The sequence below is a fragment of the Serratia sp. GW822-FHT06E05 genome, assembly GCF_058799445.1.
Genome location: NZ_JBXALM010000008.1, coordinates 182,134 through 202,103, shown reverse-complemented (window position 1 = coordinate 202,103; position 19,970 = coordinate 182,134). Strand labels below are relative to the sequence as shown.

Below are 19,970 nucleotides of genomic sequence, written 5' to 3'. Positions count from 1 at the left end.
AAGCATTCGCCAGCGACAAGCACAAACTGCATATTTAACACCATTAAAAATTTCATCATCAGGTAGGAGTTGTGTTTTTATTCATTAAAGATTATTTTTATGCACTCATAGTGCATAAATAAATCCAATGGATCATTTTTAATTACCGGGGATAGCGATGTTTAAATCTTTAGTTGTGATTGGCGCCTGTCTGGCTGCCACCCTGTCGGCCTCCGTCCTGGCGGCTGAACCTACCTACGTCGTCGGCTCTGGCGGCACCTACCGTCCGTTCGAATTCGAAAACAGCAGCAAACAGCTGGAAGGCTTTGATATCGATATCATCAAGGCGGTAGCCAAGGCCGAGAACTTTCAGGTCAAACTGGTGAATACGCCGTGGGAAGGTATTTTCGCCACGCTGAACTCCGGCGATCGCGACATCATTATTTCCGGCATCACCATTACCGATAAACGCAAACAAATGGTTGATTTCTCTGCACCTTACTTCCCGGCAGAGCAGGCTATCGTGGTCCCCAAAGACTCTGGTGTAGACTCGATTGCCGCCTTGAAAGCGCTGAAGGTCGGCGTAGTCAACTCCAGCACCGGCGACATCGTGGTGTCCGACGTGTTAGGCAAAAACAACACCGCCATCAAACGTTTCGACAATACCCCGTTAATGCTGCAAGAGCTGTATGAAGACGGTATCGGCGCGGCCGTGGGCGACGTCGGCGTGGCCAAGTTCTATATCAAAACCCATCCGGAAAAAGAGTTCAAACTGGTGTCCGATGCCAAATTCGAACGTCAGTATTTCGGTATCGCCGTGGCCAAAGGCAATGACGAACTGCGCGGCAAAATCAACGCTGGCCTGAAGAAAATCATCGCCGACGGCACCTACGCCAAAATCTACCAGACCTGGTTTGACAGCAACGTCCCCACGCTGCCCGCCGAATAATCGATCGTCGTTCGTCAACACAGCAGTCTAAAGACTTTTAAGAAGGATCCGACCTTGAATTTCCGTTGGGAGATAATCCAGGAGTACGCCCCGCTGTTTATGGAAGGCGCCTGGATGACCATCAAATGCACCATTATCTGCGTGATACTGGGCACCACCTGGGGGCTGCTCCTCGGGCTCGGCCGTCTGGCGCAGGCACCACACGGCATCTGGAAACCGATACTGCATTACGGCGTTCAGTGGCCGGTGCGCATCTACATCAGCGCCTTCCGCGGTACGCCGCTGTTTGTCCAGATTATGGTGGTACATTTCGCGCTGGTACCGCTGTTTATCAACCCACGTGACGGTCTGCTGGTCACCAGCGGCCTAATGAGCACCGATTTCGCCCGCGCGTTGCGCTCCGATTACGGCGCATTTCTCTCCTGCGTGGTGGCGATTACGCTGAACGCGGGTGCTTACGTCTCGGAAATTTTCCGCGCCGGCATTCAGTCTATCGATCGCGGTCAGATGGAAGCTTCACGTTCGCTGGGCATGAGCTACGGCAAAACCATGCGCAAAGTGATCCTGCCGCAGGCGTTTCGCCGCATGCTGCCGCCGCTGGGCAACAATGCCATTGCCATCGTCAAAGACTCTTCGCTGGCCTCCGCCATCGGTCTTGCCGATCTGGCCTATGCCGCCCGCACGGTTTCCGGCGCCTATGCCACCTATTGGGAGCCCTACCTGACCATTTCGCTGGTCTATTGGGTCCTCACCTTCCTGCTTTCGCTGATGGTGCAACACATGGAAAAGAGGTTCGGGAAAAGTGATTCGCGTACATAACCTGCAAAAACAATTCGGCGAAAGCCACGTGCTGCGTGGTATTTCCTGCGAAATCGCAGCCAACGAAGTGGTCTGCGTCATCGGCCCGTCCGGCTCCGGTAAAAGTACCTTCCTGCGCTGTATCAATGCGCTGGAAACGCTGTCCGGCGGTGAGATCCTGGTGAACGGTTTTGCCATACACAGCCAGAAAACCGATCTCAATAAAATGCGTGAGAGCGTCGGCATGGTGTTTCAACGCTTTAACCTGTTCCCGCACATGACGGTGCTGGAAAACATCATCATGGCGCCGATGGGCGTGAAAAAGCTGTCGCGCGCAGAGGCCATACTGCGGGCAGAGGCGCTGCTGCAAAAGGTGGGCCTGCTGGACAAAATCGACGCTTATCCCAACAGCCTGTCCGGCGGTCAGCAACAGCGGGTCGCCATTGCTCGCGCGCTGGCGATGGAACCGAAAATCATGCTGTTCGACGAACCGACCTCCGCACTGGATCCCGAGCTGGTCGGCGAAGTGCTGGCGGTGATGAAGTCATTGGCGCACGAAGGCATGACGATGGTGGTGGTGACGCATGAGATGGGCTTTGCCCGTGAGGTGGCCGATCGGGTGCTGTTTATCGATCAAGGGATCATTCAGGAAGAAGGTTCGCCACAGCAGATTTTCAGCCACCCGGCCAATCCGCGCACTCAGGCTTTTCTGAGCAAAGTTTTGTAACCTTCGGCACGGCTTTGCAATGCTTCGGGCGCAGGCGACTGCGCCCTTTCCCTCACCAACCGGTCAAAAAGCTGAACACCAGCCAGAACAGGCACAGAACGATGGTCCCGGTCAGCAACAGCGTAAAAATCAACCGACCACGCAGCAGCATGCTGAGCGTGATGCCAATCAGCACCGAAACCGGCATCAGCGCCAGGAAGAACGGCCAGGTGTAGAGCAGGAAGAAAAGGGTGTTGGAGCCGTAAACCAAAAACGGCACTGCGAAGGCCAGCCAGTAGAAAACAAAGCCACAGACACCGCCCAGGAACGAGTAAGAGGGCTCCTCTTTCTCCTGGTTTGCGTCAATCAAGATAGGCGAGACATTTTGCATAGCGATCCCTGGTTATTCGGCGCGCTCTCCGGCGGGCTTAGCGTAAAAAGCGTATGGCGCAAAAACGCCACACGCTTTTCTGAATTCAGGGTTTGATAATAGCCCGACCACGCAGCACGTCTAACAATTGCGCAATCAAATTTGTTACCAATTGTTGGCCATCAAGGTGAATATCCGGCCGTTGTGGCGCCTCGTAAACCGAGTCGATACCGGTGAAATTACGCAGCTCGCCGGCACGGGCTTTTTTGTACAATCCTTTCGGATCGCGCACTTCACAAACCGCCAAAGGCGTGTCGACAAACACCTCGATGAAACGATCTTCATCCAGCAGTTCACGCACCATCTGCCGTTCGGCGCGATGTGGGGAAATGAAAGCGGTCAACACCACCAGGCCGGCGTCCACCATCAGTTTCGCCACTTCGCCCACGCGACGAATATTTTCGCGCCGGTCGTCGTCGGAAAAACCGAGGTCGCGGCACAGACCGTGACGCACGTTGTCGCCATCCAGCAGATAGGTGCTGACACCATGGGCGTGCAGTGCCTGTTCCAGCGCGCCGGCGACGGTAGATTTGCCCGAGCCGGACAGCCCGGTAAACCACAGCACCACGCCTTTGTGGCCGTTGCGGACTTCGCGATCCGCACGCGTTACCGCATGCGGATGCCAGACCACGTTGTCATCATCCGGCCCGGTCGGCCGCAGTTGAGCGTCGGTCACGTTATTTTCCCCCAAGCAGGTCGCGCGCGCCCCAATGTGGGAAGTGTTTACGCACCAGAGCATTCAGTTCCATTTCAAATGCGCTGAAGTCGCCGGCTGATGCCTGAGCGTCCTGCAAGGTTTCGCGGATCAAGCCAGCCCCCACGGTGACGTTGCTCAGGCGATCGATAAAGATCAGCCCACCGGTATCGTGGTTGCGTTGATAGCTGTCCAGCACTAGCGGTTCATCGAAGGTCAGTTCGACCAGACCGATACCATTGAGCGGTAAAGTGTCCGCCTGATGCTGCGCCAGCGAGTTGATTTCCACCTGGTGGCGTATGCCTTCTACCCGCGCACGGGTCTTTTTGCCGGCCACTTTGATGTCATAGCTTTGGCCCGGCAACAGTGGTTTTTCAGCCATCCACACCACGTCCACCAGCGCGCTTTGCGCCGCTTTCAGGGTTTCCCCAGCATCGACCAGCAGATCGCCGCGGCTAATATCCACTTCATCTGCCAGCACCAGCGTGATCGCCTCGCCCGGCACCGCTTCCTGCAGATCGCCATCAAAGGTCACAATACGCGCTACGGAAGATTCCACGCCGGAAGGCAATACCTTCACGCGTTGTCCGACGCGCACTACACCCGCGGACAGCGTGCCCGCATAGCCCCGGAAATCCAGGTTAGGACGGTTGACATACTGCACCGGGAAACGCAGCGGTTGCGTCTCGCGTTCGCTGATCACATCCACGCTCTCCAGCACCTGCAGCAGCGTCGGGCCGCTGTACCAAGGCATCTGGGCGCTTTCACTGGCCACGTTGTCGCCATCCAGCGCCGACAAAGGCACAAACTTGATGTCCAGATCGTTCGGCAACTGTTGGGCGAAGGTCAGATAATCCTGTTTAAACTGTTCGAACACCGACTCTTGGTAATCCACCAGGTCCATTTTATTGACCGCCACCACCAGATGGCGAATGCCCAACAGCGTGGCGATAAAACTGTGCCTGCGGGTTTGATCCAGCACCCCTTTGCGTGCGTCGATCAACAGGATCGCCAGATCGCAGGTCGAGGCCCCGGTCGCCATATTGCGGGTGTACTGCTCATGCCCCGGCGTATCGGCAATAATAAATTTGCGCTTTTCGGTCGAGAAATAGCGATAGGCTACGTCGATGGTAATGCCCTGCTCGCGCTCGGCCTGCAGGCCATCGACCAGCAGCGCCAAATCCAGTTTCTCGCCCTGGGTGCCGATGCGTTTGCTGTCGCTGTGCAGCGTAGACAGCTGATCTTCGTAGATCTGACGGGTATCGTGCAGCAAGCGGCCGATCAGGGTGCTTTTGCCGTCATCGACGCTGCCGCAGGTCAGGAACCGTAACAGGCTTTTGTGTTGCTGCGCATGCAGGTAAGATTCGACCCCACCCTGCTCAGCGATTTGTTGTGCAATTGCGTTGTTCATCCGGCGGCTCCTTAGAAATACCCTTGACGCTTTTTCAGCTCCATCGAGCCGGACTGATCGCGGTCGATCATCCGCCCCTGGCGCTCACTGGTGGTGGACACCAACATCTCTTCGATGATCTCCGGCAGCGTCTCCGCTTCGGAATCCACCGCACCGGTCAGCGGCCAGCAGCCCAGCGTGCGGAAACGCACCATGCGCTGGCTGATCACTTCGCCAGGCTGCAGATCGATACGATCGTCGTCCACCATCAGCAACATGCCGTCGCGCTCTACCACCGGGCGCGGTTTTGCCAGATACAGCGGCACGATGTCGATTTTTTCCAGGAAAATGTATTGCCAGATATCCAGCTCGGTCCAGTTCGACAGCGGGAACACGCGAATGCTCTCGCCCTTGTTGATTTGGCCGTTGTAGTTGTGCCACAGCTCCGGACGCTGGTTTTTGGGGTCCCAACGGTGGAAGCGGTCACGGAATGAATAGATACGCTCTTTGGCGCGTGACTTCTCTTCGTCACGGCGGGCACCGCCAAAGGCGGCATCAAAACCGTATTTGTTAAGCGCCTGCTTCAGGCCTTCGGTTTTCATGATATCGGTATGCTTGGCGCTGCCGTGAACGAACGGGTTGATGCCCATCGCCACGCCTTCCGGGTTCTTGTGGATCAGCAGTTCAAAACCGTACTCTTTCGCCGTGCGATCGCGGAATTCGTACATTTCACGGAATTTCCAACCGGTATCCACATGCAGCAACGGGAACGGCAGCGTACCCGGGAAAAAGGCTTTACGCGCCAGATGCAGCATCACGGAAGAGTCTTTACCGATGGAGTAGAGCATCACCGGGTTGCCGAATTCAGCGGCGACTTCACGGATGATATGGATACTCTCCGCCTCCAATTGCCGCAAATGAGTGAGTCGTTTTTCGTCCATAACAGATCCTTAAGCCAAATTCACGACGGCGGGCCACGATGCCCCTTCCGTCTGCGGTTGATGCCCAAACCAGGCAATTTGATGATGCAGCTCTACCACTTCGCCGATCACCAGCAGCGCCGGCAAAGGTGCCTGTTGAGCCAATTTTTCAAGCTGTTGCAGCGTGCCGGTTTGCACCAGCTGATCCGCACGCGTGCCGCGGCTGATCACCGCCACCGGCGTGGTGGCCGCGCGGCCGTGGGCTATCAGGCGCTGGCTGATGTCCGCCGCCTTCATGGTGCCCATGTAGATAGCCAGAGTCTGACGCGCTCGCGCCAAGTCTGCCCAATCCAGCCCGTCACCGTCGGGACGACAGTGGCCGGTAATAAAAGTCACGCTCTGCGCATGATCGCGGTGCGTCAGCGGAATGCCGGCATAGGCCGTTGCGCCGGCCGCCGCGGTAACGCCCGGCACTACCTGGAACGGAATGCCCGCAGCGGCGGCCACCTGCAGCTCTTCGCCGCCGCGGCCAAAGATAAAGGGATCTCCGCCTTTCAATCGCACCACGCGCTTGCCCTGCTGCGCCAGTTCCACCAACAGGCGGTTGGTTTCTTCCTGGATCACCGAGTGTGCTCCGGCACGTTTGCCCACGCAGATGCGCTCGGCATCGCGACGCACCAGATCCAGAATCTCATCGCTGACCAGATGGTCGTAGAGCACCACATCGGCCTGCTGCATCACCTGCAGCCCGCGCAGGGTCAATAACCCCACGTCGCCCGGCCCTGCGCCCACCAGCGCAATTTCGCCCTGGGTGCCTTCGCCGCCCTGGGCAAACTGCTGTAAATCCTGCTCCAACTGCCGCTCGGCCTGTGCGGACTGGCCATTGGCCACCAGCGTGGCAAAACGTCCGCCGAATGTTTTTTCCCAGAAGCGACGACGTTCGCCGATCGCATTCAGTCGCTGTTTTACCTGGCCGCGCCAACGCCCGGCCACCTCCGCCATCTGCCCCAGACTGGCGGGCAACAAAGCTTCGAGTTTTTCACGCAGCATACGTGCCAGCACCGGCGCCTGGCCGCTGGAAGAGACGGCAACCACCAGCGGTGAACGATCGATAATCGACGGAAAGATGAACGAGCAGCGCGGCTGATCGTCGACCACGTTAGCCAGCACCCGGCGTTTATCCGCTTCGGCAAATACCTCGGCATTCAGCGCGCTGTCGTCGGTTGCGGCAATCACCAGGAACACCTCATCCAGTTGCTGAGCGGCAAAAGCCTGCCCCTGCCAGCGGATGCGCCCCTGCTGATGCAGTTCTTCGAGTATGGGTGAGAGTGACTGCGCAACTATCCGTATTTCAGCCCCGGCGCGCAGGAGAAGATCCACTTTGCGCGCAGCCACTTCGCCGCCGCCAACGACCAACACCGGGCGTTGTTTCAGGTCGGCAAATATAGGTAGATAGTCCACAACAGCCTTTTCATATATGCAGAATGATAGTGTGACTATACGGGCTGAGATTTGGCCTCTGAAATGACGAAAAGGAATGACTAGTTACTTTATGGAATATAGGCCGCAGCACACGGCTTAACCGGCGATAATTGCGACTAAGGTTTGCGCATTTACGCCAAATTTAAGAGCGGGAGAAATTGTTTAATCTTGCCGACCGTCTCATACTGGACACCGCAAAAATAATCGGTCTTGTCGATATCAAAGAAGGATTTTTCGGTATGTTTTCCCGTTTTTACCTGAAGACCGGCCTGCTGGTGGCAGCGCTCGGCGGTGTTTTCAGCGTTTCGGCCGCCACTCAGCCCGCAAAAGAGGCCCCGATGGGCAAATTCGCCGCCGAGCAGACTCGCCACATCGCCACTTATTTTCCTGGCCGCATGGCCGGTAGCCCGGCAGAATTGCTCACCGCAGACTATCTGAAACAGCAGTTCAGCAAGATGGGGTATCAGAGCGATATCCGCAGTTTCAACACCCGCTATCTGTACACCAGTAAAGACGGCAAGAAGAACTGGAATAACATCACCGCCAGCTCGGTGATCGCCGCTAAAAATGGCAGCCTTCCTCAGCAGATTCTGATCGTGGCGCATTTCGATACCTACACGCCGCGAAGCGACGCCGATCTGGACAACAATCTCGGCGGCTTGACGCTGCAGGGCGTCGACGACAATGCCTCTGGCGTCGGCGTGATGCTGGAACTGGCGGAGCGTCTTAAGAACATCCCCACCGCTTACGGCCTGCGCTTTGTCGCCACCAGCGCCGAAGAACTGGGTTCGCTGGGCGCGCAGAACTACCTGCAACGCATGAGCGACGAAGAGAAACGCAATACCCTACTGGTGGTTAACCTCGACAGCCTGATTACCGGCGATCGCCTGTATTTCAACGCCGGTCTCAATACGCCGCCAAAGCTGGCGAAACAGAGCCGCGATCGCGCACTGGATATTGCCCACCGCTACGGCATCGCTGCCGCCACCAACCCGGGCAGCAAAGCACACCCGAAAGGCACCGGCTGCTGTTCCGATCAGGAAGTGTTTGATAAAGCCGGTATCCCGGTGCTGTCGGTCGAAGCCACCAACTGGTCACTGGGCGATAAAGACGGTTATCAGCAACGCGCCGTGAGCCCGCACTTCCCGCAGGGCATCACCTGGCATCGCCCGCAGTACGATAACCTGCAATATCTGGAACGCAATCTGCCAGGGCGCATCGACAAGCGCAGCCGCGAGAGCGTGCAGATTTTGCTGCCGCTGATGAAAGAACTGGCTCAGGCGCACCCACCCAAAGCACAAAAACAGAAAAAGTAGTCTCTCTGAAAACGCCAAGGGCCCAGCGAATGCTGAGCCCTTTGACGATGTTGATACGTGATTAGCCTTCGTGCAGGCCACACTCACGCTTCAGGCCAAAGAAACGGGTTTCTTCTTCACTCATGCCTGGTTCCCACTTCTGCGTGGTGTGAGTGTCCCCCACTGACAGATAGCCTTGTTCCCACAGCGGGTGATAACTGAGGCCGTGCTCGGTCAGGTATTGATAAATCTTGCGGTTGTCCCAGTCGATAATCGGCAGGATCTTGAACACCCCACGTTGCACCGCCAGTACCGGCAGATTGGCGCGGCTGCCGGATTGTTCGCGGCGCAGGCCAGCGAACCAGGTTTGCCCGCCCAGAGTTTCCAATGCGCGGTTCATCGGCTCAACCTTGTTGATCAGGTTATATTTTTCGATACCTTCAACGCCCTGCTCCCACAGTTTCCCGTAGCGAGCCTCCTGCCAGGCGGGCGACTGCTCGGCACGAAACACCTGCAGGTTCAGCTTCAGTTTGTCGACCAGCTGATCGATAAACTGATAGGTTTCCGGAAACAGATAGCCGGTATCGGTGAGGATCACCGGAATGTCCGGTTTGATCCGCGTAACCAAATGCAGGCATACCGCTGCCTGAATGCCGAAACTTGAAGAGAGCACAAACTCGCCGGGCAGATGTTCCAGCGCCCATTCCACGCGTTGCTCGGCGGAAAGCGTTTCCAACTGGCCATTAACTACCGCCAGTGCCAACGCCTGCCCAGACTTGGGCAGCGCATTCAGCGCCGCCAGATCGAATTCAGCCATGTTGCCAGCCTCCTGATGCTTGAATCATACCGCGCGGATCGGCCCCCGGTGAAAGCGGGGCCAAACGGCGTCAGTCCCAGAAATCCTGCGCCGAATCAATTACCGGCTTGACCACCCCGGCGCGAATAGTGAAATCACCAAAGCCTTCGCCCGCGTTACGCTCTGTGGCCCAGCGGCCCACCAGTTGGTCAATCTCTCGCAGAATTTCTTCTTCGTTGATATTTTCACGGTACATGCGCGGAATACGCGTACCTTCCCGGTTGCCACCCAAATGCAGGTTATAGCGGCCAACCGCTTTACCGACCAGGCCAATCTCCGCCAACAGCGCGCGGCCACAGCCGTTCGGACAGCCAGTAATGCGCAATACGATGTGCTCGTCACCCACACCGTGGCTATGCAGGATCCCTTCCACTTTAGTGACGAACGCCGGCAGAAAACGCTCGGCTTCCGCCATCGCCAATGGGCAGGTCGGGAAGGATACGCAGGCCATCGAGTTTTGACGCTGCACGCTGACCCCGTCGTCGATCAATCCGTGTTCACGAGCGATCGCTTCGATCTTCGCCTTCTCGCTTTCCGGTACGCCGGCAACGATCAGGTTCTGGTTGGCCGTCAGACGGAAATCCCCTTTATGGATCCTGGCGATCTCGGCAACGCCGGTTTTCAACGGGCGTCCCGGATAGTCCAGAAGACGGCCATTCTCGATAAACAGCGTCAGGTGCCACTGGTTATCAATGCCTTTAACCCAGCCAATGCGATCGCCGCGGCCGGTAAATTCGTACGGGCGGATCGGTTCAAAGGTGATACCGGCCCGTTTTTCCACTTCGGCACGGAAGGTATCAACCCCAACGCGTTCCAGCGTGTATTTGGTTTTGGCGTTCTTGCGATCGGTACGGTTACCCCAGTCGCGCTGGGTGGTTACCACCGCTTCCGCGACCGCCAGCGTATGCTCCAGCGGGATATAGCCAAATTCGCTGGCCTTGCGCGCATAGGTTTTCTTGTTGCCGTGTTCAATCGACAGGCCCCCGCCTACCAGCAGGTTAAAGCCCACCAGCTTGCCGTTTTTGGCAATAGCGACAAAGTTCATGTCGTTGGCGTGCAGATCGACGTCGTTTTGCGGTGGGATCACCACCGTGGTTTTGAACTTGCGCGGCAGATAAGTCGCCCCGAGGATCGGTTCTTCGTCGGTGGTCGCCACTTTTTCCTGATCCAGCCACACTTCAGCATAGGCGCGGGTACGCGGCAGCAGATGTTCGGAGATCTTTTTCGCCCACTCGTAGGCTTCCTGGTGCAGCTCGGACTCCACCGGGTTAGAGGTGCAAAGCACGTTGCGGTTGACGTCGTTAGCCGTAGCCAGCGCGTCCAATCCCAGACGACCCAACAGCTGGTGAACCGGCTTAACGTTGCCCTTCACAATGCCATGGAACTGGAAAGTCTGACGGTTGGTGATGCGGATGCTGCCGTACAGCGTGCTTTCCTGCGCGAACTTATCAATGCCCAGCCACTGCTGTGGGGAGATAATTCCCCCCGGCAGACGGCAACGCAGCATCATGGCGTGGCGCGGTTCCAGCTTCTGTTCGGCGCGTTCGGCGCGGATATCACGGTCGTCCTGCTGGTACATTCCGTGGAAGCGGATCAGCAGGAAGTTGTCACCGTTAAAACCGCCGGTCAGGCCGTCCTTCAAGTCTTCGGCGATGGTGCCGCGCAGGAAGTTGCTTTCTTTCTTCAAACGCTCGGCATCGGCCAATTTGCCTTCGACCACCAGAGGCCCCGGGTGTTTATCACTCATCAGTAGACATCTCGCTGATAACGGCGCTCAAGGCGCAGCTCACTTAAAAATTCATCCGCCAGCTCGGTATCCATGCCACCGTGCTCGGCCACCAGTTCCAGTAATGTGTTTTCCACGTCTTTTGCCATGCGGTTCGCATCGCCACAGACGTAAATGTGCGCGCCTTCCTGGATCCAACGCCACACTTCCGCGCCCTGTTCGCGCAATTTGTCCTGGACATAGACTTTATGCTGCTGGTCACGTGACCAGGCCAGATCGATGCGGGTCAGCAGGCCATCTTTCACATAGCGCTGCCATTCGACCTGATACAAAAAGTCTTCAGTAAAGTGCGGGTTGCCGAAGAACAACCAGTTCTTGCCGCCGGCACCGTCAGCATCACGCTGTTGCATAAAGGCGCGGAACGGCGCAATGCCCGTGCCTGGCCCAATCATGATCACCGGAGTTTCCGGGTTGGCCGGCAGGCGGAAATTGTCGTTATGTTCGATGAACACCCGCACGTCACCATCTTCTTCCAGCCGATCGGCCAGGAAACTGGAGGCACCGCCTGCGCGGGCGCGCCCTTCGATGTCGTAACGCACCACGCCGACGGTCACGTGCACTTCGTTTTCAGTCTCGGCTTGCGACGAGGCGATGGAATACAGGCGCGGCGTCAACGGACGCAGCAGGCCAATCAACTGCTCGGCGTTAAGATCGGCTGGCGCCTGTCGCACCATGTCGACAATCGGCGTGTTGTGCGCGTAATGCTGCAGCGCGGCTTTATCCGCTAACAAACCAATCAGCTTCTCGTCGCGCGACAGAGCCGCGTATTTATCGACGATTAGCGCGGTGTTCTGCGTCAGTTCAAAATGGCTGCGTAACGCTTGCGAAAGCGGCAAGGTTTTTCCTTCCACTTCCACCGGTTCGTCGCCCTTCAGCCACAGCAGTTGCACCAGTTCATCCACCAGCGCCGGGTCGTTATCGAACCACACGCCCAGCGCATCGCCCGGTTGGTAACGCAGACCAGAATCACCCAGGTCGATTTCAATATGGCGCACGTCTTTGTCTGAGGCCCGGCCGGTAATTTTTTGCTTCACTGCCAGTTGTGCGCTCAGCGGCTGTTCTTTGCTGTACGGGCTGCTGTCGATCAGGTCAATCGCGCCGCTGGCCAGCACGCCCGGTGCGGCATTTTCAGCCGGGGCACGCGCTTTCAACACCTCCACCACCTGTTTACGCCAGGCGGTAGCCAGCTCCTGATATTCCACGTCGGCATCTACCCGCTCGACCAGACGCTCAGCGCCCAGTTCGGCCAGTTTGCCGTCGAAATCTTTACCCGACTGACAGAAGTTTTCGTAGGAAGTGTCCCCCAGGCCAAAGACCGCAAACGCGGTTTCGTTAAGCTTCGGCGCTTTCTTGGAGAACAGGAATTTATGCAGGGCAACCGCCTCTTCCGCCGGCTCACCTTCCCCTTGGGTGGAGGCGACGATCACCAGCAGACGTTCCTGGGCAATTTGCTTGAATTTGTAGTCGCCGGCATTAACCAGCGTGACGCTCAGCTTGGCGGCCAACAGATCGTCGCGCAATTGTTCCGCCAGGCGGCGAGCATTACCGGTCTGCGAGGCGGAAATCAGCGTGATGCTGGCGGCAGCGGCTGCAGGCGGCGCAATGGCTACCGCACCAGGCTGTTGATTAACCATTCCCCAGAAATAACCTGACAGCCACGCCAGCTGCGTCGGTGAATATTCACCAATCGCCGCCTGCAGGCGCGCCAGCTGTTCGGGTGTCAGCGGGAGCATCGATGTTGGAGGAGCCTGAGTCGTCATTGCAGTACTTATTTCCTATACTTGGCACCTATCCAGCCAGGTGCTCGCCAGTGTCAGTCGCTGTCTTTTCGTTCAGTCTGCGGTCCTGAAAAGATCAGGAGAGTTTGTAAGGTTACCGAGCACAATAGCAACGATTAAATAAGGGATAGCAATAATTAATAACCAAAATGACTAAGCTGTTTTTCTGGTAACGGATAGTGCTTAAAGCGCTAAGCAGAGATTTTTATCACCATGAAAATAAAGCTGTTTTTTTAACGTTATTTGAATGAATCGCATTTACCACTCATTACCCCAACCGATAGGTCCAGTCGGTACCAAACAAAAAAAGTGTTAACCGTGCATTGACCACAGCAGCGGTAGACCATAGCGGTATAAATGGCAAGCAGGCTCCGTTTCCGGTAAACTTCGGCGGTTTTTGAGTCAACGAGGCCGTAATAATGGCAACCACGCTGTTTAAAGATTTTCAGTTTGAAGCCGCACACCGTTTGCCGCACGTACCTGAGGGCCATAAATGTGGCCGTCTGCACGGGCATTCGTTTATGGTGCGTCTGGAAGTAACCGGTGAAGTGGATGCACATACCGGTTGGGTGATGGATTTCGCCGAGCTTAAAGCCGTGTTCTCCCCTATTTGGGAGCGCCTGGATCACCATTATCTGAACGATATTCCAGGATTGGAAAATCCCACCAGCGAAGTGCTTGCCGCCTGGATCTGGCAACAGCTCAAACCCCAGTTGCCGGAGCTGACTGCGGTGATGGTGAAAGAAACCTGTACCGCGGGATGCGTGTATAAAGGTTAAAGAAAGGGCGCCCAATGGCGCCCTGAATTTTATGCGATGTTCAGATATTTATGGGTCTGCATCGACAGGCGCCAGTTGCGCGCAATGCAGGTTTCGATGCACAGGCGAGTCGCCTCTTCCTTCTGGCTGATCGGCTGCAGCGCGATAATACGCGGCTTCTCATCATGCAGCGTCGCCAGCAGCGCATCCAATGCTTCGATATCGCGCTCACGCCCAACCGGGTGCTTCACTTCATCAGCGCGCTGCAAAGCCTGATCCAACACCTTCATACCGCCGCGCATATTCACCTTGGGGGATACCGTCACCCAGGTTTTCGCCGAACACCGGATTTCGTGGGTGCCGCTGGTCTCAATCTGGCAGCCGTACCCGTTGTCTTCCAGCAATTGGGTCAGCGGAGTCAGATCATAGATGCAGGGCTCGCCGCCGGTGATTACCACGTGGCGTGCGGTATAACCCTGTTGACGCATTACCGCCAACAGCTGCTCGGCGTTGGCGCTGCCCCAGGCGTCGCTCTCTTCGGTTTTCACCAGGATCCGCTGCATATCGACTTCCCGATTGGCTTCCTTTTCCCAGGTATGTTTGGTGTCGCACCAGCTGCATCCTACCGGGCAGCCCTGCAAGCGAATAAAGATGGCTGGAACGCCGGTGAAAAAGCCTTCGCCCTGCAAGGTTTGGAACATTTCATTAATCGGGTACTGCATCGGTTTCTCAATCTGGAAAGGTAAAAAGGGATTATCGCAGATTCCAGCCCGGCGACCAAACGGGCGAAATTGTATTAAATTTTATCCTACCCGCCTTCGCCAGCGTATCTCACCGGCTATCCGCTTCATTTTATTTGCTTACTGAGCAATCTCCTTGTGTTTACGATGTAATCTGCTTCGCAAAAACAACATTTATTTAACGCATAAGATAAATATATTTGACATAAAGCGCCTGCGCGCAGATGTATATACAGGCAAGCACAAGCCGGGCATCAGTTCCGGCGATTTATCCACACAATCACATCTGCGTTAGAGGTTGCCATGGCTCATTCCACCGAGTTGAATATTCAGCAGGCCATCGATGACAGCAAATTTTCGCTGTTTCACTGGACCTTGATCATTTTGGGATTCCTGATCCTGGCCATTGATGGCTTTGACACGGCGGCCATGGGGTACATCGCTCCTTCGGTCGCCAAAGACTGGGGCATTGTTAAACAGGATCTGGGCCCGGTGCTGAGCGCCGCGCTGCTGGGCCTGTCCCTTGGCGCTCTGGTCGCCGGACCGATTTCCGATCGTATCGGCCGCAAACGGGTGCTGGTGTTTTCTTGTCTGTTCTTCGGCCTGTCGAGCCTGGCTACCGCCTACGCCGGCTCGCTCAATAGCCTGACACTGTGGCGCTTCCTCACCGGCCTGGGATTAGGGGCGGCGATGCCGAATGCCATCACGCTGATTTCCGAATATGCGCCACAACGCTGTCGTTCGTTGGCTATTAACACCATGTACTGCGGCTTCCCGCTGGGTGCGGCCGGCGGTGGTGCGATTTCGTCTTGGCTGATCCCGGCGTATGGCTGGCATAGCGTGCTGTTGCTGGGCGCGATCGCTCCGTTGGCGCTGACGGTTTTGTTGATCCTGTTCCTGCCGGAATCGGTGAAATACATGGTAAACCGCGGCAAAGATGCGGCAAAAATCAAACGTATCGCCCAGCGTTTTGTTAGCCAGAATCTCGATAACGTGACGCGCTTTTATCTGTATGAAGAGAAATTGGCACAGTCCAAAACCAGCGTCGGCCTGTTGTTCACCCGCCCTTATCTGACCGGCACGCTGATGCTGTGGCTGACGTACTTTATGGGCCTGGTAATTTATTACGTGCTGTTGAGCTGGATGCCGATCCTGATGCAGGGTCTGGGCTATCAACTGGAGCAGTCGGCCATTTTGACCTCGCTGTTCACCTTCGGCGGCACGCTTGGCATTCTGGTGGCCGGCTGGCTGATGGACCGCTGGAACGCCCATAAAGTGGTGTCGAGCGGCTTTGTCATTACCGCTCTGCTGATTGTGGCAATGGCGACCGAGGACAGCCATATCGTGCTGCTGGGTACGTTTATCTTCCTGATGGGCATCACCATGAACGGTGCGCAATCCGGTCTGCAAACGCTGGCGGCCACTTTCTACCCGACCCACAGTCGCGCAACCGGCATAGCCTGGATGCAGGGCATCGGCCGCTTTGGCGGCGTGGCGGGCACCATGATGGGGGCACAGTTGCTGGCCATGCAATGGGAAGTGCAGAGCATTTTGATGTTCCTGTGCGTGCCGGCGCTGATCGCCGCCATCGCTACAGTTTTCAAAATGACCCGAAGAGCGACGCTGCAACCGGCTGACAAACCCGTATAAGGGCTAAACCGGTAGGGGTCGAACATGTTCGACCCGATTTAACCCATTGATTATGCTATTGGGCGCAGCATGCGGCGCCCCTACCACAAAACAACACAGCACTCTGTCAACGGCTTCCCCCCCTCCAGCGATAGGACTTTTTTATCGCTCGCCCTAACTTGTAATGGGTATGTAAATTTATTGTGATTTGCCGCTCAAAAATGACCCATTTTTAATTCATTTTTGTTGAATAGCTCACTGTTCTTCAGTGCGAGCCTAATAGCTCAGACGTCAAAATAGAAACCATCCAATTGATTAAAAACAAAAATAACTTTCTCTTATGCCTTTTTAACCGCCCACTGGTCGGTGTTGCATATGCTTGTACATACAAGTATATGTTAATAAACCCTACGCATTGTTATGGCGTGGTGATTCACCCCACCGCACCATGGGATCTGCACCGATACTGTTTGAGGAAAATGCTGTGACTGCAAATAACAAAGTTCGCAATGTAGATGTACGCGCGCCACGCGGCACAAAATTAAATGCAAAAAGCTGGCTGACCGAAGCGCCGTTGCGCATGCTGATGAACAACCTCGATCCGGAAGTGGCGGAAAACCCGCATGAGCTGGTGGTGTACGGCGGTATTGGCCGCGCCGCGCGTGACTGGGACTGCTACGACAAAATTGTCGCCACCCTGAAAACGTTGGAAGAAGACGAAACGCTGCTGGTTCAGTCCGGCAAACCGGTCGGGGTATTCAAAACCCACAGCAACGCGCCACGCGTACTGATTGCCAACTCTAACCTGGTGCCACATTGGGCCACCTGGGAACACTTTAACGAACTGGACGCCAAAGGCCTGGCCATGTACGGCCAGATGACCGCCGGCAGCTGGATCTACATCGGCAGCCAGGGCATCGTCCAGGGCACCTACGAGACCTTCGTGGAAGCGGGCCGCCAGCATTACGACGGCAGCCTGCAGGGCCGCTGGGTGCTGACCGCCGGTTTGGGCGGTATGGGCGGCGCGCAACCGCTGGCCGCTACGCTGGCAGGCGCCTGTTCACTGAACATCGAATGCCAACAAAGCCGTATCGATTTCCGTCTGAAGACCCGTTACGTCGATGAACAAGCGACGGATCTGGACGACGCGCTGGCCCGCATTAAAAAATACACTGCCGAAGGCAAAGCCATCTCCATCGCCCTGTGCGCCAATGCGGCAGACATTCTGCCAGAACTGGTGCGCCGTGGCGTGCGCCCGGACATGGTCACCGACCAGACCAGTGCCCACGATCCGCTGAACGGCTATCTGCCAAAAGGCTGGAGCTGGGAAGAGTACCGCGAACGTGCACAGACCGAACCTGCTCAGGTGGTGACCGCCGCCAAGCAGTCGATGGCTGAACACGTAGAAGCCATGCTGGCCTTCCAGAAGATGGGCGTACCGACCTTCGACTACGGCAACAACATTCGTCAGATGGCGAAAGAAATGGGCGTCAACAACGCCTTCGATTTCCCAGGCTTCGTGCCTGCCTATATCCGTCCGCTGTTCTGTCGCGGCATCGGCCCGTTCCGCTGGGCTGCACTGTCCGGCGATCCGCAAGACATCTACAAAACCGACGCCATGGTTAAAGAGCTGATCCCGGATGATGAGCATCTGCATCGCTGGCTGGATATGGCACACGAACGCATCAGCTTCCAGGGCCTGCCGGCACGTATCTGTTGGGTCGGTCTGGGCCAGCGCGCCAAGCTGGGCCTGGCTTTCAACGAAATGGTACGCAGTGGCGAACTGTCCGCACCGATCGTTATCGGCCGTGACCATCTGGACTCCGGCTCGGTCGCCAGCCCGAACCGCGAAACCGAATCTATGCAGGACGGTTCGGACGCCGTTTCCGACTGGCCGCTGCTTAACGCCCTGCTCAATACCGCCAGCGGTGCGACCTGGGTTTCCCTGCACCACGGCGGTGGCGTCGGCATGGGCTTCTCGCAGCATTCCGGCATGGTTATCGTTTGTGACGGCACCGACGAAGCCGCCGAACGTATCGCCCGCGTGTTGCATAATGACCCTGCCACTGGCGTGATGCGTCATGCCGATGCCGGTTACGACATTGCGATTGAATGCGCCCGTGAGCAAGGTTTGAACCTGCCGATGGTGGCCGCGACTCAAGGAGACAAAGCATGAAAGCGCTGACTATCCGCCCAGGCCAACTGACTCTGACGCAACTGCGCGACGTTTATCAACACCCGGTGACCCTGACGTTGGACGACAATGCCTACGCCGCTATCCAGCAGAGCGTGGCCTGCGTTGAACGCATTGTCGAAGAAAACCGCACCACCTACGGCATCAATACCGGTTTCGGCCTGCTGGCGTCTACCCGCATTGCACCTGAAGACCTGGAAAATCTGCAACGTTCGATCGTGTTGTCACATGCTGCTGGCGTTGGCGCACCGACCGACGACAACCTGGTTCGCCTGATTATGGTGTTGAAGATCAACAGCCTGTCGCGCGGTTTCTCCGGCATCCGTCTGGAAGTGATCCAGGCGCTGATGGCCTTGGTCAACGCCGAAGTCTATCCGCACATCCCGCTGAAGGGCTCCGTGGGCGCCTCCGGCGATTTGGCTCCGCTGGCACACATGAGTCTGGTGCTGCTGGGCGAAGGCAAGGCCCGCTATCAAGGCGAATGGCTGCCTGCCACCGAGGCACTGGCCAAAGCAGGCCTGAAGCCGCTCACGCTGGCGGCCAAAGAAGGCCTGGCGCTGCTGAACGGCACCCAGGTTTCCGCCGCCTTCGCGCTGCGCGGCCTGTTTGACGCAGAAGACCTGTACGCCGCAGCCACGGTCACCGGCAGCCTGACGGTGGAAGCCGCTCTGGGTTCTCGCAGCCCGTTTGACGCACGTATTCACGCCGTACGCGGCCAACGTGGCCAGATCGACGCCGCCGCCGCTTACCGCCATCTGCTGGGCGAACGCAGCGAAGTGTCCGACTCGCATCGCAACTGCGAAAAGGTACAAGATCCCTACTCCCTGCGCTGCCAACCGCAGGTGATGGGTGCCTGCCTGACGCAGATCCGCCAGGCCAGCGAAGTGCTGGAGGTCGAAGCCAATGCGGTATCCGACAACCCATTGGTATTCGCAGAACAGGGCGATGTCCTGTCCGGCGGTAACTTCCACGCCGAACCGGTCGCAATGGCCGCCGACAATCTGGCGCTGGCATTTGCTGAAATCGGCTCGCTGTCCGAGCGTCGTATCTCGCTGATGATGGATAAACACATGTCGCAGTTGCCGCCATTCCTGGTGGACAACGGCGGCGTGAACTCCGGCTTTATGATTGCCCAGGTTACCGCCGCGGCACTGACCAGCGAAAACAAAGCGCTGGCGCATCCGGCCAGCGTCGACAGCATCCCGACCTCCGCCAACCAGGAAGACCATGTTTCCATGGCACCGGCTGCAGGACGCCGTCTGTGGGAAATGGCGGATAACGTGCGCGGTATTCTGGCCGTCGAATGGCTGGCGGCCTGCCAGGGGTTGGATTTGCGCAAGGGCCTGAAAACCACCGAAAGTCTGGAGCAGGCACGCCGCATACTGCGCGAGCAAGTCAGTTATTACGACAAGGATCGTTTCTTCGCCCCCGACATTGAAGCTGCCAGCCTGCTGTTGGCGGCCGGTCATCTGAACTCGCTGATGCCTTCGGCGCTGCTGCCTAGTCAGGCATAAATAAAACCTACCACGCAGTTTGTTCTGTCCCACCGGGTGCGTTCCACCCGGTGCGGATAGCGCGTGCCTGTT

At 56.9% G+C, this 19,970-nt stretch carries 17 protein-coding genes; 8 read left to right on the top strand and 9 right to left on the bottom strand.

Going from position 1 to position 19,970, the window contains the following annotated elements; genetic code table 11:
• The first annotated feature begins 157 nt into the window (after positions 1-157).
• The 3 genes from AC1RKC_RS18380 (at position 158) to AC1RKC_RS18370 (ending at position 2,453) form a co-directional block, all read left to right on the top strand.
• Positions 158-928 carry a basic amino acid ABC transporter substrate-binding protein gene (locus tag AC1RKC_RS18380; RefSeq protein ID WP_048762527.1) on the top strand — a complete coding sequence of 257 codons (771 nt, stop codon included), beginning with the start codon at positions 158-160 and terminating at the stop codon, positions 926-928.
• A gap of 99 nt (positions 929-1,027) precedes the next feature.
• A complete protein-coding gene (locus AC1RKC_RS18375) occupies positions 1,028-1,747 on the top strand; it encodes an amino acid ABC transporter permease (protein WP_044554269.1) in 720 nt (239 codons plus the stop codon).
• Positions 1,731-2,453: an amino acid ABC transporter ATP-binding protein gene (locus AC1RKC_RS18370; RefSeq protein ID WP_020825264.1), complete on the top strand. Its 723-nt coding sequence runs from the start codon at positions 1,731-1,733 to the stop codon at positions 2,451-2,453. Before AC1RKC_RS18375 ends, AC1RKC_RS18370 begins: the two co-directional genes overlap by 17 nt.
• 52 nt (positions 2,454-2,505) lie before the next feature.
• On the opposite strand, the gene AC1RKC_RS18365 is transcribed toward AC1RKC_RS18370, so the two are convergent.
• The 5 genes from AC1RKC_RS18365 to cysG form a co-directional block, all read right to left on the bottom strand.
• Positions 2,506-2,823 carry a DUF3561 family protein gene (locus AC1RKC_RS18365; protein WP_020825263.1) on the bottom strand — a complete coding sequence of 106 codons (318 nt, stop codon included), beginning with the start codon at positions 2,821-2,823 and terminating at the stop codon, positions 2,506-2,508.
• Between the two features lie 85 nt (positions 2,824-2,908).
• Positions 2,909-3,601 carry an adenylyl-sulfate kinase gene (cysC, locus tag AC1RKC_RS18360; RefSeq protein WP_261159022.1) on the bottom strand — a complete coding sequence of 231 codons (693 nt, stop codon included), beginning with the start codon at positions 3,599-3,601 and terminating at the stop codon, positions 2,909-2,911.
• Positions 3,540-4,967 (bottom strand): sulfate adenylyltransferase subunit CysN, encoded by a 1,428-nt coding sequence (cysN, locus tag AC1RKC_RS18355; protein ID WP_392455291.1) that lies wholly within the window; start codon positions 4,965-4,967, stop codon positions 3,540-3,542. Before cysN ends, cysC begins: the two co-directional genes overlap by 62 nt.
• Positions 4,968-4,978: 11 nt before the next feature.
• On the bottom strand, positions 4,979-5,887 hold the full coding sequence (cysD, locus tag AC1RKC_RS18350; protein ID WP_020825260.1) for a sulfate adenylyltransferase subunit CysD: 909 nt from the start codon (positions 5,885-5,887) through the stop codon (positions 4,979-4,981).
• 9 nt (positions 5,888-5,896) lie between these two features.
• Entirely contained in the window at positions 5,897-7,327 is a 1,431-nt protein-coding gene (gene cysG / locus AC1RKC_RS18345) for a siroheme synthase CysG (RefSeq protein WP_493092676.1), read from the bottom strand.
• A 260-nt stretch (positions 7,328-7,587) separates the two neighbouring features.
• Between cysG and AC1RKC_RS18340 the strand changes: the two genes are divergently transcribed.
• The gene (locus AC1RKC_RS18340; RefSeq protein ID WP_493092675.1) at positions 7,588-8,664 is read left to right on the top strand and encodes an aminopeptidase; all 1,077 of its coding nucleotides are present in this window, start codon (positions 7,588-7,590) and stop codon (positions 8,662-8,664) included.
• 61 nt (positions 8,665-8,725) lie between these two features.
• Here AC1RKC_RS18340 and AC1RKC_RS18335 read toward each other — a convergent pair whose 3' ends face one another.
• The 3 genes from AC1RKC_RS18335 to cysJ all read right to left on the bottom strand — a co-directional run bounded on the left by AC1RKC_RS18335 (position 8,726) and on the right by cysJ (position 13,045).
• Positions 8,726-9,460, bottom strand: coding sequence for a phosphoadenylyl-sulfate reductase (locus AC1RKC_RS18335; RefSeq protein ID WP_020825257.1), 735 nt, complete (start codon positions 9,458-9,460; stop codon positions 8,726-8,728).
• A 70-nt stretch (positions 9,461-9,530) separates the two neighbouring features.
• Positions 9,531-11,246 carry an assimilatory sulfite reductase (NADPH) hemoprotein subunit gene (cysI, locus tag AC1RKC_RS18330; protein ID WP_046374493.1) on the bottom strand — a complete coding sequence of 572 codons (1,716 nt, stop codon included), beginning with the start codon at positions 11,244-11,246 and terminating at the stop codon, positions 9,531-9,533.
• A complete protein-coding gene (gene cysJ, locus AC1RKC_RS18325) occupies positions 11,246-13,045 on the bottom strand; it encodes an NADPH-dependent assimilatory sulfite reductase flavoprotein subunit (RefSeq protein ID WP_493092674.1) in 1,800 nt (599 codons plus the stop codon). Before cysJ ends, cysI begins: the two co-directional genes overlap by 1 nt.
• Before the next feature lie 437 nt (positions 13,046-13,482).
• Here cysJ and queD point away from each other — a divergent pair, with 437 nt between their 5' ends.
• Positions 13,483-13,842 carry a 6-carboxytetrahydropterin synthase QueD gene (gene queD, locus AC1RKC_RS18320; protein ID WP_020825254.1) on the top strand — a complete coding sequence of 120 codons (360 nt, stop codon included), beginning with the start codon at positions 13,483-13,485 and terminating at the stop codon, positions 13,840-13,842.
• Positions 13,843-13,871: 29 nt separating this feature from the next.
• Here queD and queE read toward each other — a convergent pair whose 3' ends face one another.
• Positions 13,872-14,543, bottom strand: coding sequence for a 7-carboxy-7-deazaguanine synthase QueE (queE, locus tag AC1RKC_RS18315; RefSeq protein ID WP_115060067.1), 672 nt, complete (start codon positions 14,541-14,543; stop codon positions 13,872-13,874).
• A 321-nt stretch (positions 14,544-14,864) separates the two neighbouring features.
• Between queE and AC1RKC_RS18310 the strand changes: the two genes are divergently transcribed.
• From AC1RKC_RS18310 to hutH, 3 genes are all read left to right on the top strand, one after another.
• Positions 14,865-16,211, top strand: coding sequence for an MFS transporter (locus AC1RKC_RS18310; RefSeq protein ID WP_046374496.1), 1,347 nt, complete (start codon positions 14,865-14,867; stop codon positions 16,209-16,211).
• A gap of 463 nt (positions 16,212-16,674) precedes the next feature.
• Positions 16,675-18,366 carry a urocanate hydratase gene (gene hutU / locus AC1RKC_RS18305; protein ID WP_493092673.1) on the top strand — a complete coding sequence of 564 codons (1,692 nt, stop codon included), beginning with the start codon at positions 16,675-16,677 and terminating at the stop codon, positions 18,364-18,366.
• A complete protein-coding gene (gene hutH / locus AC1RKC_RS18300) occupies positions 18,363-19,898 on the top strand; it encodes a histidine ammonia-lyase (protein WP_116691277.1) in 1,536 nt (511 codons plus the stop codon). Before hutU ends, hutH begins: the two co-directional genes overlap by 4 nt.
• Positions 19,899-19,970 lie beyond the last annotated feature (72 nt).

Bases quoted from the DNA above. Each gene is read 5' to 3' on its own strand.
- AC1RKC_RS18380 (WP_048762527.1), top strand. From the start codon at position 158: ATGTTTAAATCTTTAGTTGTGATTGGCGCCTGTCTGGCTGCCACCCTG.
- AC1RKC_RS18375 (WP_044554269.1), top strand. From the start codon at position 1,028: ATGGAAGGCGCCTGGATGACCATCAAATGCACCATTATCTGCGTGATA.
- AC1RKC_RS18365 (WP_020825263.1), bottom strand. From the start codon at position 2,823: ATGCAAAATGTCTCGCCTATCTTGATTGACGCAAACCAGGAGAAAGAG.
- cysC (WP_261159022.1), bottom strand. From the start codon at position 3,601: ATGCTCTGGTGCGTAAACACTTCCCACATTGGGGCGCGCGCGACCTGC.
- cysN (WP_392455291.1), bottom strand. From the start codon at position 4,967: ATGAACAACGCAATTGCACAACAAATCGCTGAGCAGGGTGGGGTCGAA.
- cysD (WP_020825260.1), bottom strand. From the start codon at position 5,887: ATGGACGAAAAACGACTCACTCATTTGCGGCAATTGGAGGCGGAGAGT.
- AC1RKC_RS18340 (WP_493092675.1), top strand. From the start codon at position 7,588: ATGTTTTCCCGTTTTTACCTGAAGACCGGCCTGCTGGTGGCAGCGCTC.
- AC1RKC_RS18335 (WP_020825257.1), bottom strand. From the start codon at position 9,460: ATGGCTGAATTCGATCTGGCGGCGCTGAATGCGCTGCCCAAGTCTGGG.
- cysI (WP_046374493.1), bottom strand. From the start codon at position 11,246: ATGAGTGATAAACACCCGGGGCCTCTGGTGGTCGAAGGCAAATTGGCC.
- cysJ (WP_493092674.1), bottom strand. From the start codon at position 13,045: ATGACGACTCAGGCTCCTCCAACATCGATGCTCCCGCTGACACCCGAA.
- queD (WP_020825254.1), top strand. From the start codon at position 13,483: ATGGCAACCACGCTGTTTAAAGATTTTCAGTTTGAAGCCGCACACCGT.
- queE (WP_115060067.1), bottom strand. From the start codon at position 14,543: ATGCAGTACCCGATTAATGAAATGTTCCAAACCTTGCAGGGCGAAGGC.
- AC1RKC_RS18310 (WP_046374496.1), top strand. From the start codon at position 14,865: ATGGCTCATTCCACCGAGTTGAATATTCAGCAGGCCATCGATGACAGC.
- hutH (WP_116691277.1), top strand. From the start codon at position 18,363: ATGAAAGCGCTGACTATCCGCCCAGGCCAACTGACTCTGACGCAACTG.